The organism is Methylobacterium sp. Leaf99, assembly GCF_001422375.1.
In the GTDB taxonomy this organism is placed as follows: Bacteria; Pseudomonadota; Alphaproteobacteria; order Rhizobiales; family Beijerinckiaceae; genus Methylobacterium.
Genome location: NZ_LMMU01000001.1, coordinates 1,663,239 through 1,677,150 on the forward strand (window position 1 = coordinate 1,663,239; position 13,912 = coordinate 1,677,150).

The following is a 13,912-nucleotide window of genomic DNA, read 5'->3' on the forward strand; positions in this document are numbered from 1 at the left end:
CGCTCAGCGCTTCTTGTTGCCGCGCGGGCCGGTCAGGACCGGCGTGTTCACCCGGTTCTCGTCGAAGAGCTTGCGCCAGCGCGACAGGCGCTCGGGATCGAGGCTGCCCTCGGCCACCGCCGCCTGGACGGCGCAGCCGGGCTCGTGCGCGTGGGTGCAATCCCGGAACCGGCACCGGGGCGCCAGCTCGACGATCTCGGCGAACAGGGTCTCGATTCCCTCGGCCGCGTCGCTGACGTGGAGGGTCCGCATCCCCGGCGTGTCGATGACCCAGCCCCCGCCCGCGATGGCGTGGAGGGAACGCGCCGTCGTCGTGTGGCGGCCCTTGGCGTCGTGCTCGCGGATATCGCCGGTGAGCTGCGGCTCGCCCGCGTCGTCGCCCGCCAGGGTGTTGACCAGGGTCGACTTGCCGACACCGGACGAGCCGACGAGCGCCACGGTCCGGCCAGGACCGCACCACGGCGCCAGCGCCGCGGCGGCGCCCGCCTCGCGGGGGTTGAGAATCAGCACGGGCAGGTCGCGCTGGAGGGCCTCGGCCTGAAGGCGGTAGGTCTCGGCATCCGTGGCCGTGTCGGCCTTGGTCAGCAGGATCACCGGCTCGGTCCCGGCCTGATTGGCGAGGGCAAGGTAGCGTTCGAGACGGGCCGGATTGAAGTCGGCGTTGCACGAGGTGACGACGAACAGGGTGTCGACATTGGCGGCGGCGAGTTGCGGGACCTTGGAACCCTCGACACGCCGGGCCAGCAGCGTCCGCCGCTCCAGCCGGCCCTGCAGGGTGCGGGCGGCGGGATCGATGAGCACCCAGTCCCCCACGGCGTAGGCACCGGTGTTGGTGTGGTGCGCCAGGGCGATCCTGATCGGACCGTCCGGCCCGATGGCGCTCATGCGCGAGCGATGGACCATGCTGATGCGGGCGGGCAGGCCCGGCCTGTCGCCGACCTGATCGGCGAAGAAGGGCGACCATCCCAGGGTCGCGAGGGCATCGGACGGAGCGGTCACGGACGGGATCTCCGCGCGCGCCGCCCGCGGGGATCGGACGCGGTCGATGCACCGGGAAACGAACCAGGGCGTCGGCCAATCGATTGGCGACGTCCCGGGTACAATCGGCCGTCCGGGCGCCGGAGCCCGCGCGCGGCGGCGTTGCGATCATCTGCGAACAAGATCATGGGCGATCACTACACCGTTTCGCGGCCCTGTGCGGACCCTGTCGGCGCCCGCTCCCGACGACGCACGGTTTTCGTGACGCGTGGCATCTCGTTGACGCTTCGCAGGGCGCACACTACCTCCCTTCCAGCCGATACGCATTCCAGCCGACACGACGGGTCCGCCTGCCCACGCCATCGCCGGGACCGAGTGCGCTGTCCCGGCGACCATCGGCGGCTCCCTTCGGAACCACCCCCGATCCTCTTCCCCAGATCCGCCCGCCATGACCATGTCGTTCGATCCCCTCACCCAGCCCCGCGCCGAGGCCGATCGCACGGCCGACGCGCCTCCGGTCGTCGAGGCCAAGAACGCCGTGGAAGCCAAGGACGCCGTGGAAGCCAAGGACGCCGTGGAAGCCAAGGGAGCGAACGCCCAGGGTCTCGTGGCGGAGTTCGGCCCGGACGAGCCCCTGACCATGGATGCGGGCGTGGCCCTCGCCCCGTTCCAGATCGCCTATCAGACGGCCGGGACCCTCAACGCCGACCGCTCCAACGCCGTGCTCATCTGCCACGCGCTGACCGGCGACCAGCATTTCGCCCACACCCACCCGGTGACGGGCAAGCGCGGCTGGTGGGAGACCCTGGTCGGGCCGGGCAAGCCCGTCGACACGGACCGCTACTTCGTCGTCTGCTCCAACGTCGTCGGCTCGTGCATGGGCTCGACGGGGCCGGCCTCCCCCGATCCGGCGACGGATCGGGCCTACGGGCTCGACTTTCCCCTGGTGACCATCCGCGACATGGTCCGCGCCCAGGCGATGCTCCTCGACCGCCTCGGCATCGGGGACCTGTTCCTCTGTATCGGCGGCTCCATGGGCGGCATGCAGGTGCTGCAATGGGCGGCGCTCTACCCCGAGCGGGTGTTCGCCGCGATGCCCATCGCCACGGGGGCCCGGCACTCGGCCCAGAACATCGCCTTCCACGAGGTCGGCCGGCAGGCGATCATGGCCGATCCGGCCTGGGCCGAGGGGCGCTACCTCGAGGCCGGCACGCGGCCCGCCAAGGGTCTGGGCGTCGCCCGCATGGGTGCGCACATCACCTACCTGTCGGAGCCGGCCCTGCACCGCAAGTTCGGCCGGCGGTTCCAGGGCGGCTCGGCCCCGACCTTCTCGTTCAACGCCGACTTCCAGATCGAGAGCTACCTGCGCCACCAGGGCCTCAGCTTCGTCGAGCGGTTCGACGCCAACGCCTACCTGTATCTGACGCGGGCCATGGATTACTTCGATCTCGCCGCCGACCATGGCGGCGTGCTCGCCAACGCCTTCCGGGGCACGAAGACCCGCTTCTGCGTCATGTCGTTCACGTCCGACTGGCTGTTTCCCACGGCCGATTCCCGCGCCATCGTACATGCCCTCAACGCGGCCTCGGCGGCGGTGGCCTTCGTCGAGGTCGAGAGCGACAAGGGGCACGACGCCTTCCTCCTCGACGAGCCGGTGATGTTCGGGGCGGCCCGTGGCTTCATCGACGCCGCCGCCCGGGCACGCGGCCTGTGAAGTCCCAGCGCGTCGTCGCGCCGACCCCCTGGGACGCCGCCGCCTCGCTCCCGCGGGGCGACCTCGGCAGCGCGCGCGTCGATCACCTCGTGGTGCTCGGTCTCGTGGCCCCGGGCGCGCGGGTCCTTGACATCGGTTGCGGCGACGGCACCCTGCTGGCGCTGCTGCGCGACCGGCGCGGCATCGACGGGCGCGGCATCGAACTCTCGCGCGAGGGCGTCAACGCCTGCCTCGCGCGCGGCCTGCCGGTGATCCAGGGCGACGCCGACACGGATCTGGCGAACTACCCCGACGACGCCTTCGACGTGGTGGTCCTGTCCCAGACCATCCAGGCGACGCGCAATCCGCGCATCGTCCTCGAGCATCTCCTGCGCATCGGCCGGCAGGTGGTGATCTCGTTCCCGAATTTCGGTCATTGGCGCGTGCGGGCGGAACTGGCTTTTCGCGGCCGGATGCCGGTCACGGCCCTGATGCCGGAAGAGTGGTACGAGACCCAGAACATCCACCACTGCACCATCCGCGACTTCGTCGGCCTGTGCCGGACGGTGGGTGCGCGGATCGAGAAGGCCACGGCGCTGGACGCGCGCGGCCGGCCCATGCGCTTCTCAATGCCCTGGTGGGTGTGGAACCTCATCGGCGCGCAGGGGGTGTTCCTGCTGACCCTGGACAAGGACGACGGGCTCGGTGCACCGGCGCAGCCCTGAGGGGCGTCAGGTCCGGCGCACCAGAAGGGTCGCGACGTCGTAGGTGACCAAAGCCCCCGCCCCGTCGAAGCGGCGCAGGACCCGCCGGAGATTTCCGGGCGACAGGGGTGCCCGGCCGTCCGAGGTTCCGGCACCGATGGCCCTGAGGGCGTTGAGAAAGGCGCGCCCATCCGCATGCGCCTCGACCACGGGCTCGCGCGCCACCGTCACGGTGCATCCCGGGATGCGCAACGCCGCTAGGTCCGCCGCGGCGGGATAGGCCGGCGTCGCCGCTTCGAAGCCGAGCTCGGCATGGGCCCGGCGCCACTCGGCGAAGGTGCCCGAGGCCAGGGTCGCCACGGCGAGGTGCCCCCCGGGCGCGAGGAGTCCGGCGAGCCGCGCCAGGGCGGCGGACAGGTCCTCGAACCACTGCGCGGCCAGACTCGAACAGATCAGATCGAAGCCGGGCGCGAGGCAGGGACGCTCCCCATCCATCACCACGAAGCCGACGCCCGACCCGAGCCGGGCGCGGCAGCGCAGGGCCATGGCGGGCGCGATGTCGGTGGCGAGGTACGGGCCGGCGGCGATCCGGCGGCGCAGGGCCGCCGTCAGGAACCCGGTGCCGCAGCCGATCTCCAGCACGCGCGGCGCCGGGGCGAGGGGCAGGGCCGCGATGCGCGCGGCCAAGCCCTCGGCCACCCGCGCCTGGATATCGGCGGCGCCGTCATAGCCCTCGGCCCCGTCGAAGGCCCGGGCCACAGCCTGCTTCCAGGAACGCATCGCGCAGGTTGTTCTTCTGAGGGGTGAGCGGTGGCGTTAACCGGCGAGCGGCGCAGCCTCAAGCCACGCCAAGATCTCAGGCCGATTCGAGGACGCGTTGCACGAGCGCGGGCTCTCGGCTGATGACCAGCAGGTAGGCGCGCGTCGAGCTATCGGGTTGGGCGCGTCCTTGCTCAAGGTCACGCAGGGTACCGATCGGAAAGCCGAAGCGGCTGGCGAACTGCGTTTGCGTCAGGTCGAGGGCCTTGCGAATTGCCTTGATGTCGATCTGTGAGGGGGCATGGAGGCGGTAGGTTTCGGAATCCGCGTCTCCCCCAGCGATGGCGACGGCTTGATGCGCCGCCTCGATCAATCCCTTGCCGAAACTCGTCATCGCATTCTCCTGCGCAGCGGTTGCACGACTAGCCCCTCGACCATCACGGGTCCCGATTTCTCCGATGCGCGCCCGCACGATAGATCTCAGCGAGGGTTCCGAGCACACGCGCAGAGTGTTTCGGTCCGCCTGACTGATATCGGCACGCTGTCCTTTCGAGATCTCCGGTTCTTACGCCGCCAATCTCTCCTCGATCTTCCGCGCCACGGCGAGGGCCCGCCCGTCGTCGCCGAAGCGGGCGATGATCTGTACGCCCAAGGGGAGGCCGTCCCCCGGCACCGGCAGGTTGACGCAGGGCACCCCCATCAGGGTCCAGAGACGGTTGAAGCGCGGGTCGCCGGTGCTGGCGAGCCCCGCCGGAGCCCGGCCGGGGGCAGAGAAGGTGAGGATCGCGTCGAACTCGGAAAAAACCTCCTTGAGGACGCGCCGGGCGCGGTGCGCCGTGCGGCGGGCCGAATCGTAGGCGTCCGCGGTGAGATCCTGCGCCCCATCGAGTTCGGCCCGCAGCCCCGGCCCGAGGGCGTCGCGGTGGTGGGCGTATTCCCAGGCCAGGGCCTGGCGCGCCTCGAAGGCCTGCACGGTCGCCTGGACCGCCCAGGCCTCGGAGAGGGCTGCCGGCAGGACGAGATCGGTGACGGTGGCGCCGGCGGCCTCCGCCGCACGGGCCGCGCGGCCCAAGGCCGCCACGGCGTCCGGGTCGGCGGAGCCGGCGAAATCCTGGAGCACGAGGCCGAGGCGCGGGGCGGCGATCCCGCCCGGTGCCAGATCGATGGCCGGGCGGTCGGCCAGGAGCGCGAGGGCGTGGGCGACGTCGCGGATGCCGGCGCCGAACAGGCCCAGGGTGTCGAGGGCCCACGAGAAGGTCTTCACCCCCACCGTCGGCAGCAGGCGGAACGACGGCTTGATGGCGGCGACCCCGCAGAAGGCCGCCGGGCGGATCACCGAGCCCGCCGTCTGGGTGCCCAGGGCCAGCGGCACGAGGCCGGCGGCCACCGCCGCCGCCGAGCCCGAGGACGAGCCGCCCGGCGTGTGCCCGGGATCGTGCGGGTTCACCGTCGCGGACGGATCGCGGCTGGCGAACGGGCAGGTCACGGTCTTGGCGAGCGGCACGGCGCCGAGCGCCCGCAGGCGCGAGACGATGGCCGCGTCAGCCTTGGGCCGCCAGCCGGCATAGATGGCCGAGCCCATCCCCGTCGGCATGTCGGCGGTGTCGATGATGTCCTTGAGGCCGACGGCGATGCCGGCGAGGGGGCCGTCGCGCGGCACCGCCGGGTCGGAGGCGACGTGGGCGAGGGCGCCGAGCCCCGGCTCGCGCGCCGCGATGGCGTCCCGCGCGAGGGCGATGGCGCCGGCCGGGTCGAGGGTGCCGGCCCTGAGCCGGGTGCGAAGATCGACGAGGGACTGCATGGGCCTTGAGTCCGATCCGCCGCGCGATCTGTCAACACGTATCCACAAGCCGGGGCCATGATCCGCAGCGTTGACGGAGCGTTTACGCAAAGCCGCGCATCGTCCTCATCATGTGGCGTAGCGTTCTCGCGTTCTCCGCCCTTGCGCTGTTCGGCGCGGGGCTCACCGGCTGTGCGCTCAACAAGTTTGAGCAGCGCGAGCCCTGGCGCGACCAGACCGAACAGGCCTGCAATTCCAAGCGCTTGGTCGAGACGAGCGAGTTCGTCACCGCGGTCAAGGCCATCGAGGGGCCGGGCGTCTGCGGCATGCTCCAGCCCTACCGGGTCACCCGGATGGGCGGCGGCAGCGTCGCCCTCAAGCAGCGCATGACCCTGGCGTGCCCGGCCTTGGCCGAGGCGGAAGCCTGGCTCGCCGACACGATCCAGCCGGCCGCCGCCCTGTATTTCGGCCAGCCCGTGGCCGAGATCAACGCCGGCACCTACGCGTGCCGGGGCCGCAACAACCAGGTCGGCGCGAAGTTGTCGGAGCATTCCTTCGGCAACGCCCTCGACATCATGTCGTTCAAGCTCGCCGACGGCTACGTCATCACCGTGAAGGGCGGCTGGCGCGGCACGGAGGCCGAGCAGGGTTTTCTGCGCGAAGTCTTTCTCGGTGCCTGCGCCCGCTTCTCGACGGTGCTGGCGCCCGGCTCCAACGTCTTCCACTACGACCACATCCATGTCGATCTCGCCCGCCACGACCCGCGCGGCCTGCGCCGGATCTGCCAGCCCCTGATCAAGTTCACCCCCCAGCTCGGCGCCGAGGCCACGGCCCGGCCGGTGGCGCGGCCCCGGCCCGTCGAGCGCCTGCCGGCCCCGGCCCAGGCCCCCGTGGACGTGGAGGAGGACGATCCCTACGGCGTCGCCCCCACGTCCCACAACCTGCGCGGCGCGCCGTCCCACCTCGCCCGTGCGCCAGTGGAGGCCCCGTCCCACGCCCGGTCCGCGCCGTCCGCTTACGTCGCCGCGCCGGCCCCCCGGCCCCGCCTCGCCGCGACTCCCACGGCCCGGCCCGTGGACGAGCCGGCCCCGGGATTCGAACGCGAGCCCCTGTCCCTGTCGGCCCCCGGCCTGTCCGGCCCGATCTACTGACCCGGATCGCCCGAGGCCCTGCACTGTGCCCCCCGCACCCCAGGGGGCGTGAAACCGACGGCCGGCGGAGAGCGCAAGCTTGACTCCGGCGGGGCAGCGGCCATCGTTCCGCGCAACCGTACGGACTCCAGCAAAAGATCGCCGGCATGCGCCCGAATCGCCTCTCCAAGACCTTTGCCACCACCTTCGCCCTCGGCCTCGTCCTGGCCGGCGCCCTCCAGCCGGCCTTCGCCCGCTCGGGCCGCGAGGAGATCACCCCCGCCGAGGAGCGCGAGTTCAACTACGATGCCAACATCCCCGGCTGCCAGGCCTCCGAGGTGCTGGAGCGGCTCTCGACGAACTTCGCCGAGAAGGAGCGCAAGTTCTGGAACTCGGCGCTGACCATCGTGGGCTACGAGCGCATCGAGCGCACGGCCTGGCGCCCCTGGGGCCTCGACTTCGTGCCCCGGCGCTACTGCAGCGCGGTGGCCACCACCTCCGACGGCGTCCGCCGCAAGGTCGACTATTCCGTGCGCGACGGGCTCGGCATCATCGGCGCCGACTGGGGCATCGAGTTCTGCGTCCACGGCCTCGACCGCAACCTCGCCTACGCCTACGCCACGGCCTGCCGCGAAGCCCGTCCGTGAGTTTTTTCGCACGCGCCGTCCTGGCCGCCGGGCTGTTGGCCGGTGGCCCGGGTGCGGTGACCGCCCAAGGCTACGACCAGCGCGGCACGCCGGGCGAATTCGACTTCTACGTCCTCGCCCTGTCGTGGTCGCCGACCTATTGCGACGGGGACGGCGGGCGCCGCGAGGCCGATGGCCAGTGCCGTCCGGGCCGGGGCCTCGGCTTCGTCGTCCACGGCCTGTGGCCGCAATACACCCGGGGCTATCCGTCGAACTGCTCCGGCGTCGAGCGGTCGCCGACGCGGCAGGCCATGGACTTAGCCGGCGAAATCTATCCGAGCGAGGGCCTCGCCCGCCACGAGTGGCGCCGGCACGGCACCTGCTCGGGCCTCGACCCGGCGGCCTATTTTCGCGCCGCCCGCACGGCCCGCGAGGCGGTGACGATTCCGGACGCGTTCCAGAAACCCGGCGCCGACACCCGCGCCGCGCCCATCGAGATCGCCCGACAGTTCGTCATGGCCAACCGGGGCCTGCGCCCCGACATGATGTCGGTGGCCTGCCAGCGCGGCCGGCTGCAGGAGGTCCGCATCTGCTTCTCGAAAGACCTGCGCGGCTTCACCCCCTGCCCCGAGGTGGCGCGCCAGAACTGCCGCGCCGGCGAGGTCGCCATCGAGGCGGCACGCTGAAGGTGCGCCCGTGAATTACCGCCACGCCTTCCACGCCGGGAACTTCGCCGACGTCCTCAAGCACCTCGTCCTGACGCGGGTGCTGACGCATCTCCACGCCAAGGCGACGCCGTTCCGGGCCATCGACACCCATGCGGGCTTGGGCTTCTACGATCTCGCCGGTGACGAGGCCGGGCGCACGGGCGAGGCGGCGGAGGGCTGGGGCCGCTTCGACACGCCGTTCCCGGAGGCCGTGGAGGGCCTGCTCGCCCCCTACCGGGCGGCGGTGGCGGCGGCCCAAGCGCGCCACGGCGCCACCACCTATCCGGGCTCGCCGGCGATCATCCGCGAATTCCTGCGCGCCACCGACAAGGGCGTGTTCGTCGAGCTCCACCCCGCCGACGCCGAAATCTTGCGCGACCGCTACAATCAGGATTCGCGCACCAAGGTGCTGCACCTCGACGGCTGGACGGCCCTGGGGTCCCTGATCCCGCCCCCCGAGCGCCGCGGCCTCGTGCTCATCGACCCGCCCTACGAGGAACTCGGCGAGATCGGCCGCCTCGGGGCGGCGCTGGCCAAAGCCGTGGCGAAGTGGCCGACGGGGACCTACATCGGCTGGTATCCGATCAAGGACGTGGCCCTCGTCGACGCCATGGTGGCCGAGCTCCACGGCGCCCTGAACCGCCCGGCCCTGCGCCTCGACCTCCTTGTCAGCGAACCCGACCCGACCCGGCTCAACGGCAACGGCCTCATCGTGATCAACCCGCCCTGGACCCTGGCCGAGGAGGCGATGCTGTTCCTGCCGGCCCTGGCCGAACGCCTGGCCCGCACCGAGTACGGCGCCTTCCGCTGCGAGGCGTTCGGTGCGGAAGCGTAGGGGGTTTGGTGGAGACACGGGCGTGACGGCCTGGGTCGATCTCGACAGCACCCCGATCCCCGGCGGGGTCGAGACCCTGCACCTGCGCCGCTGGGGCGAGGCCTACTCGATCCAGGTCGGCACGGCCGAACTGATGACCGACCAGGATCGCGGATCGGAGCAGGCGCTCGCCACCATCCCGTGCGGGCGCCTGACGGATCGCGCGAGCCCCCGCATCCTCATCGGCGGCCTCGGCATGGGCTTCACCCTGCGGGCCGCCCTCGACGGGCTCGGACCGCAGGCCGAAGTGGTGGTGGCCGAACTCGTGCCGGGCGTCGTCGCCTGGGCGCGGGGCCCCCTCGCGCACCTGCACGGGGCCAGCCTCGACGATCCCCGGGTGACCATCGTCGAGGCGGACGTGAACCGCCTGATCCAGTCGGGCCCGGCCCGGTTCGACGCCATCCTCCTCGACGTCGACAACGGCCCCAAGGGCATGACCCGGCGCTCCAACGACCGCCTCTACGATGTCTGGGGGTTGAAGCGGGCGCACTACGCCCTGCGCCCGGGCGGAATCCTGGCGGTGTGGTCGGGCAGCCCCGACCGCCGGTTCAAGGCCCGGCTCAAGCGCTGCGGCTTCGCCGTGGAGGAAATCCGCTTCGGCGCCCAACCGGGCGGCCGCCGCCACGTCCTGTGGATCGCCGTGCGGGCGGAGGCCGGGGCCGCGACGGCCTGACGCCGGCGCCGAGACGGCTCACGGCGTCTCATACGGTTTCCGCCTGATCCGTTCGGTGACGCGGTGCAATGCGGGTCCCCTCCTCCCCTGGCGCGGGTCCCCTCTCCTGGAAGGAGAGGGACAGGGTGAGGTGTGGGACTTATTCGGAGAGTTCGCACACCTCACCCCAACCCTCTCCTTTCAGGAGAGGGAGCCCCGGTACGCCTCCCGCCCCTGTCCGGATGCCTGCCGCTGCATGGAATCGGCCCATTCGCAGTTGTGTGAATCCAGAAGCCCAAACAGGAGAGGGGGCCCGTCGCGGCTGCTCAATCCGAAGTGATCAACCGGAGCTGGTATCAGGCGCACGCCGGCGATTCGTTCGGCCACGCGCCGATGTCCCGGCGGGATGCAGCATGGCGCCGCCGCCGACCGCGTCCCGGCCGGCAGGATCGCCTGCGGAGGCCGATCCGGTCCGGATCGCGAGAACACCCGCCCGACATCCGATCAACCAGAACCACGGCCTCTTCCGGGCACGGCTGCCCTGTGAAGACGGATGAGCAGGATCGGGATCGCTCAGCAGACCGCGCCGATGTTTCCCATCACGTCGACGGTGCGACCCGTATAAGTCGCACCGGTTGCGCTGATATAACCCAGCACCACCTTCGGTAAAATAGAGGTGTAAGTCGTCGTCAGCATGACCGCCGATCCGACGTCATTATCTCTGAGTATGCTCTTGGCCGATGCGATAATTTTGCTGTCGGTCAAAGTCGTGTCGGTTCCCGAGCAGGGTTTGATCGTCCCGCTCTGATTCTGGATCATATACAGGCTGATCGAAGCATTCGGATAACGCGTGAGAGCGTTTGCCTGGCGCGGCGAATAGCTGTTGATCAGGGCCGACATACAGCTCGAATCCGAGCACGTCGCCATGGCGTGAGCAATCAGCGTGGAAGCACGGTCGGCGTCGCGCTTCGCGGAAACCATGTAGACGAGATCGAAGGCACCGGCGAACAGAACCAGCAGCACGGTCCCAAGCAGTGCGAATTCAATCGATGCCACCCCCGAATGACAGGCACGAAACAATTCCAGGGATCTACGCATGAGCCGATATCCAACCAATTCTGCATCTGCAGCCTGCAACCTACGGACGGCGGAAGATCACTGAGTCCTTAGCGGTCAATTGCGGAATGAAGGCCAGGATCTGCGGTGTCGGCATCGTCGCCCGCAGCACCAGGACGTCGCCGCTCGAACCAGGGCTGAAGGTCGTTCCGGCTATGGCCGTCGGTGTCGTCGGCAAGTCGTCGAGCCGCATCATCTCGACTTTGACGCCGGTCGTCGAATCGAGACACGCGGCCTGAAAGACAATTTTGGCACAAAGCTTGGTCACGTATCCCGACCTGCTCCCGAGGATCAGTTCACTCTCCGGTCTCGAGGCGCTGCTGTAGAGGGCATCGCTGAGGGTCTGCTGGGTATAGTTGAGGAACACGAACTGGAGCATGCCGAGGCATAGGAGGAGGAACGGGAAAACAACCAGAGCGAACTCGACGGCGGACGCACCGGTCATGTCGGACAGAATGAATCGGGCGCGCCGACACCGAACCACGCGTGCCCGGGCCATCGCCCCGATCACCGGAAGCCGAACCACGTCACGGAGCGACGACAAGGATCGCGGCACGCTATCGGACACTATCTTCATCTCCGCCCCTCCTGTGAAGATCATGCCGCAGTTGAAGTGCCTCACAAGACTCCCGGGCGCCGCCGGTTCTCGCCTTGGGCGCCACGGCGCAGCGGGAGTTTTGTGAGAGAGACTTGTTATGGGCAGGCATTCCTGCAGATGCGGAGATAATCGATCAACCCGCCGAAACTATCGTCGAGACCGGCGGCTCGCCAGGAGATGCGATACTCCTGCTGGGTCGTAACGGTGAATTTATAACTGCGCTCCGTCCATGTCTTGGACCAGACGCAGACATCCGCCAAATAGGATTTCATATAAGCCGGGTTCGTCGCTACGGTCAGCGCCTGATCATCGGATTTGTAGCCGCTGGTTTTCGGCTCGACCCAAAGTTCGATCCTCCGGGTTTGCCCATCGAGGGAGATGGTGCTGACGCCCGCGCGATTTTTCGCGACATCGGTGTCTCGGGTGACACCATCCGTGGATGCCGGATTCGAACAGATCACAGTGTCGTTTTGATATTGGTAGTTACCGACATTTTTGCGGGCGTTATAGACATAGCGGACTTCATAGACACCGGTCGGCAGGGTCAGGGGTATGGTGATGGACGAGTTCGTGACCTGTCCGCCCTTGTTGCAGGCAACCGTTTGACTGTTGATCGTCGCGCCGACCCGGTTGCTGCAGTCACTGTCGAGCTCCGCGAAATTCTGGCCGTACTGCACACCATCGCCGGTTTCGATCGCAGATAACTTGTCGACTTCGACGCCGGCATTCGTCGTACCCCAGCTTCTGCCCGCGCAGATCGAACTGGCGCAGGTCGCCTGCGCCATGGTCCCGAACACGCCCCAGCCGCCGTTCAAACTGTAGTTTTCGAAGGATTCGGACATGACCAGCGTGGGCGGGCCCGAGGACGCGTTGACGCTGACCGCACAATCACGCGTGACCGCGAAGGTCATGGCGTTTTTGCTCAAGAAATTCTTGAACACGAGATCGACCGTACCGGTTCCGGCGACATGAATGTTGCCCGGACGCAGGTTGAGTGGCGGCACCGTCAGGAGCAGATCCGAGACGGTCGGGGTCGCCGTGATCGTGGCGGTCGCTGCCAGTCCGCGTTCATCGCGATTTTTGGTCGCGTAGGTCTGCACCGTGGCAGCGTAATCCGTCGGCATGACGGCACCGGTGAGGCTCTCGACATAGACCTCGGCTTGCCGGCAGGTGAGATCGGCGGCCGAAGTCAGGCGCTGCTTGTAGTCGATGGCGCGGGACACATCGATTCCACCGCCAACGCCGACCAGAACCACCGGCAACAGCAGAGCAAACAGCAGCGCAATGCTGCCCGACTGGTCCGACTTGAGCATGAAATGAAATTCCGGACACGCTTCAGTGCGATCCGAGGATAGCCTTGCAAAATTAAGGAGACATTACTTTTACTGTAGTGCTGGAGGAGTTTCGGCCCAATGAATCCAAATCTGAGCAAATTTTGGGTGTCGTCGATCTCTGACTTTGCGAGCCTTGCATCGTTGCTCTCCCTCGTGTGCGCAGACACGGAACGCGCCGCCCGCCCGTGATGACTTCGGGCGACGGGGCAGAGCCGGGCAGATTCAAGAGGCTCGATCCAAGCTGCAAATGGCTGAGTTTACGTCGTCTTGCATCGGTCGAGATCCGGGCGACCGCCCGAAGTCTTGAGATTGCATCTCAGAAGCGGATCGGCGCAAAACCATCCGACGCCAATGCTTCGAGCGGGCTCCAGCCGTCAGGTTTCCGCCGCTGGAAGGAGCTCCGGTCCCGACGTTTCGATCCGAACGAAGGGGGCGAACACGGTATCCCGCGCGCGCGCGAGGGGAGGCCCACCGGTCAATGGGGGCGCTCCGACGTGGCGGGCCGAGCGTGTTCGGGGGCCTTCGCAAACCTCCCGCACGCAGTCGGTTCCCGGTCCGGACGCGGCCGGACGGCGGGAGGTTTGCAGGAGACCGCCTTCGCACAGCCCCTCAGTAAGTGTACCCGCGCTGGCCGTAGCCGTAGCCGTCGCCGCGCTGCTGGACGCGCGAGCCGTAGTCGATCTCGCGCTCGCGCCGGGCCTTGCGGTTGGCGAGGTAGCGCCCACCGAGGCAGCCCGCCACGGCACCGACGACGCCGCGCTCGGCGAGGTAGTGGCCGGCCAGCCCGCCGATGATCGCGCCCTTGATGCAGCCCTTGGCCTCGGCGGCGCCGGCGCTGACCAGGGTGGCGAGGGCGACGGCCGACAGGGTCGAAACGATCCGCATGGTGATCCTCCACGATTGCGGAGGATCAAACACCGGGGCGGACCACCCCGTTCCGCGAGAAACCCCTGCGGTCAGG

General features: G+C 69.1%; 15 protein-coding genes. 7 read left to right on the forward strand and 8 right to left on the reverse strand.

From position 1 onward, the window contains the following. Nucleotides 1-3: 3 nt before the first annotated feature. The gene (gene rsgA, locus ASF28_RS07565) at nt 4-1,008 is read right to left on the reverse strand and encodes a ribosome small subunit-dependent GTPase A (protein WP_056089692.1); all 1,005 of its coding nucleotides are present in this window, start codon (nt 1,006-1,008) and stop codon (nt 4-6) included. A 418-nt stretch (nt 1,009-1,426) separates the two neighbouring features. Here rsgA and metX point away from each other — a divergent pair, with 418 nt between their 5' ends. Together metX and metW are read left to right on the forward strand one after the other, a co-directional pair. After that, nucleotides 1,427-2,692: a homoserine O-acetyltransferase MetX gene (metX, locus tag ASF28_RS07570; RefSeq protein WP_274533113.1), complete on the forward strand. Its 1,266-nt coding sequence runs from the start codon at nt 1,427-1,429 to the stop codon at nt 2,690-2,692. Then, nucleotides 2,689-3,396: a methionine biosynthesis protein MetW gene (metW, locus tag ASF28_RS07575; protein ID WP_056089696.1), complete on the forward strand. Its 708-nt coding sequence runs from the start codon at nt 2,689-2,691 to the stop codon at nt 3,394-3,396. The genes metX and metW overlap by 4 nt, the downstream gene beginning before the upstream one ends. 6 nt (nt 3,397-3,402) lie before the next feature. On the opposite strand, the gene ASF28_RS07580 is transcribed toward metW, so the two are convergent. The 3 genes from ASF28_RS07580 to ASF28_RS07590 form a co-directional block, all read right to left on the reverse strand. After that, on the reverse strand, nt 3,403-4,155 hold the full coding sequence (locus ASF28_RS07580; RefSeq protein WP_056089699.1) for a methyltransferase domain-containing protein: 753 nt from the start codon (nt 4,153-4,155) through the stop codon (nt 3,403-3,405). 76 nt (nt 4,156-4,231) lie between these two features. Then, a complete protein-coding gene (locus ASF28_RS07585) occupies nt 4,232-4,528 on the reverse strand; it encodes a helix-turn-helix domain-containing protein (protein ID WP_056089704.1) in 297 nt (98 codons plus the stop codon). Nucleotides 4,529-4,699: 171 nt separating this feature from the next. Beyond that, a complete protein-coding gene (locus ASF28_RS07590) occupies nt 4,700-5,935 on the reverse strand; it encodes an amidase (RefSeq protein ID WP_056089708.1) in 1,236 nt (411 codons plus the stop codon). A 110-nt stretch (nt 5,936-6,045) separates the two neighbouring features. On the opposite strand from ASF28_RS07590, the gene ASF28_RS07595 reads away from it, so the two are divergent. The 5 genes from ASF28_RS07595 (at nt 6,046) to ASF28_RS07615 (ending at nt 9,924) form a co-directional block, all read left to right on the forward strand. Next, nucleotides 6,046-7,065, forward strand: coding sequence for an extensin-like domain-containing protein (locus tag ASF28_RS07595; RefSeq protein ID WP_056089711.1), 1,020 nt, complete (start codon nt 6,046-6,048; stop codon nt 7,063-7,065). 146 nt (nt 7,066-7,211) lie between these two features. Then, complete coding sequence (locus tag ASF28_RS07600) at nt 7,212-7,691, forward strand: hypothetical protein (protein WP_056089714.1); 480 nt, start codon at nt 7,212-7,214, stop codon at nt 7,689-7,691. Continuing rightward, on the forward strand, nt 7,688-8,356 hold the full coding sequence (locus ASF28_RS07605) for a ribonuclease T2 (protein ID WP_200912650.1): 669 nt from the start codon (nt 7,688-7,690) through the stop codon (nt 8,354-8,356). The genes ASF28_RS07600 and ASF28_RS07605 overlap by 4 nt, the downstream gene beginning before the upstream one ends. Before the next feature lie 10 nt (nt 8,357-8,366). Next, nucleotides 8,367-9,212: a 23S rRNA (adenine(2030)-N(6))-methyltransferase RlmJ gene (locus tag ASF28_RS07610; RefSeq protein WP_056089717.1), complete on the forward strand. Its 846-nt coding sequence runs from the start codon at nt 8,367-8,369 to the stop codon at nt 9,210-9,212. A gap of 22 nt (nt 9,213-9,234) precedes the next feature. Next, nucleotides 9,235-9,924, forward strand: a complete 690-nt coding sequence (locus ASF28_RS07615; protein ID WP_056089720.1) for a spermidine synthase — start codon at nt 9,235-9,237, stop codon at nt 9,922-9,924. Between the two features lie 552 nt (nt 9,925-10,476). Here ASF28_RS07615 and ASF28_RS07620 read toward each other — a convergent pair. The 4 genes from ASF28_RS07620 to ASF28_RS07635 all read right to left on the reverse strand — a co-directional run bounded on the left by ASF28_RS07620 (nt 10,477) and on the right by ASF28_RS07635 (nt 13,836). After that, nucleotides 10,477-11,001: a TadE/TadG family type IV pilus assembly protein gene (locus tag ASF28_RS07620; protein ID WP_056089723.1), complete on the reverse strand. Its 525-nt coding sequence runs from the start codon at nt 10,999-11,001 to the stop codon at nt 10,477-10,479. A 40-nt stretch (nt 11,002-11,041) separates the two neighbouring features. Continuing rightward, nucleotides 11,042-11,596: a TadE family protein gene (locus ASF28_RS07625; protein ID WP_162239987.1), complete on the reverse strand. Its 555-nt coding sequence runs from the start codon at nt 11,594-11,596 to the stop codon at nt 11,042-11,044. A 116-nt stretch (nt 11,597-11,712) separates the two neighbouring features. Continuing rightward, entirely contained in the window at nt 11,713-12,930 is a 1,218-nt protein-coding gene (locus tag ASF28_RS07630; RefSeq protein WP_056089728.1) for a pilus assembly protein TadG-related protein, read from the reverse strand. Between the two features lie 630 nt (nt 12,931-13,560). Continuing rightward, nucleotides 13,561-13,836: a hypothetical protein gene (locus tag ASF28_RS07635; RefSeq protein WP_056089731.1), complete on the reverse strand. Its 276-nt coding sequence runs from the start codon at nt 13,834-13,836 to the stop codon at nt 13,561-13,563. Nucleotides 13,837-13,912 lie beyond the last annotated feature (76 nt).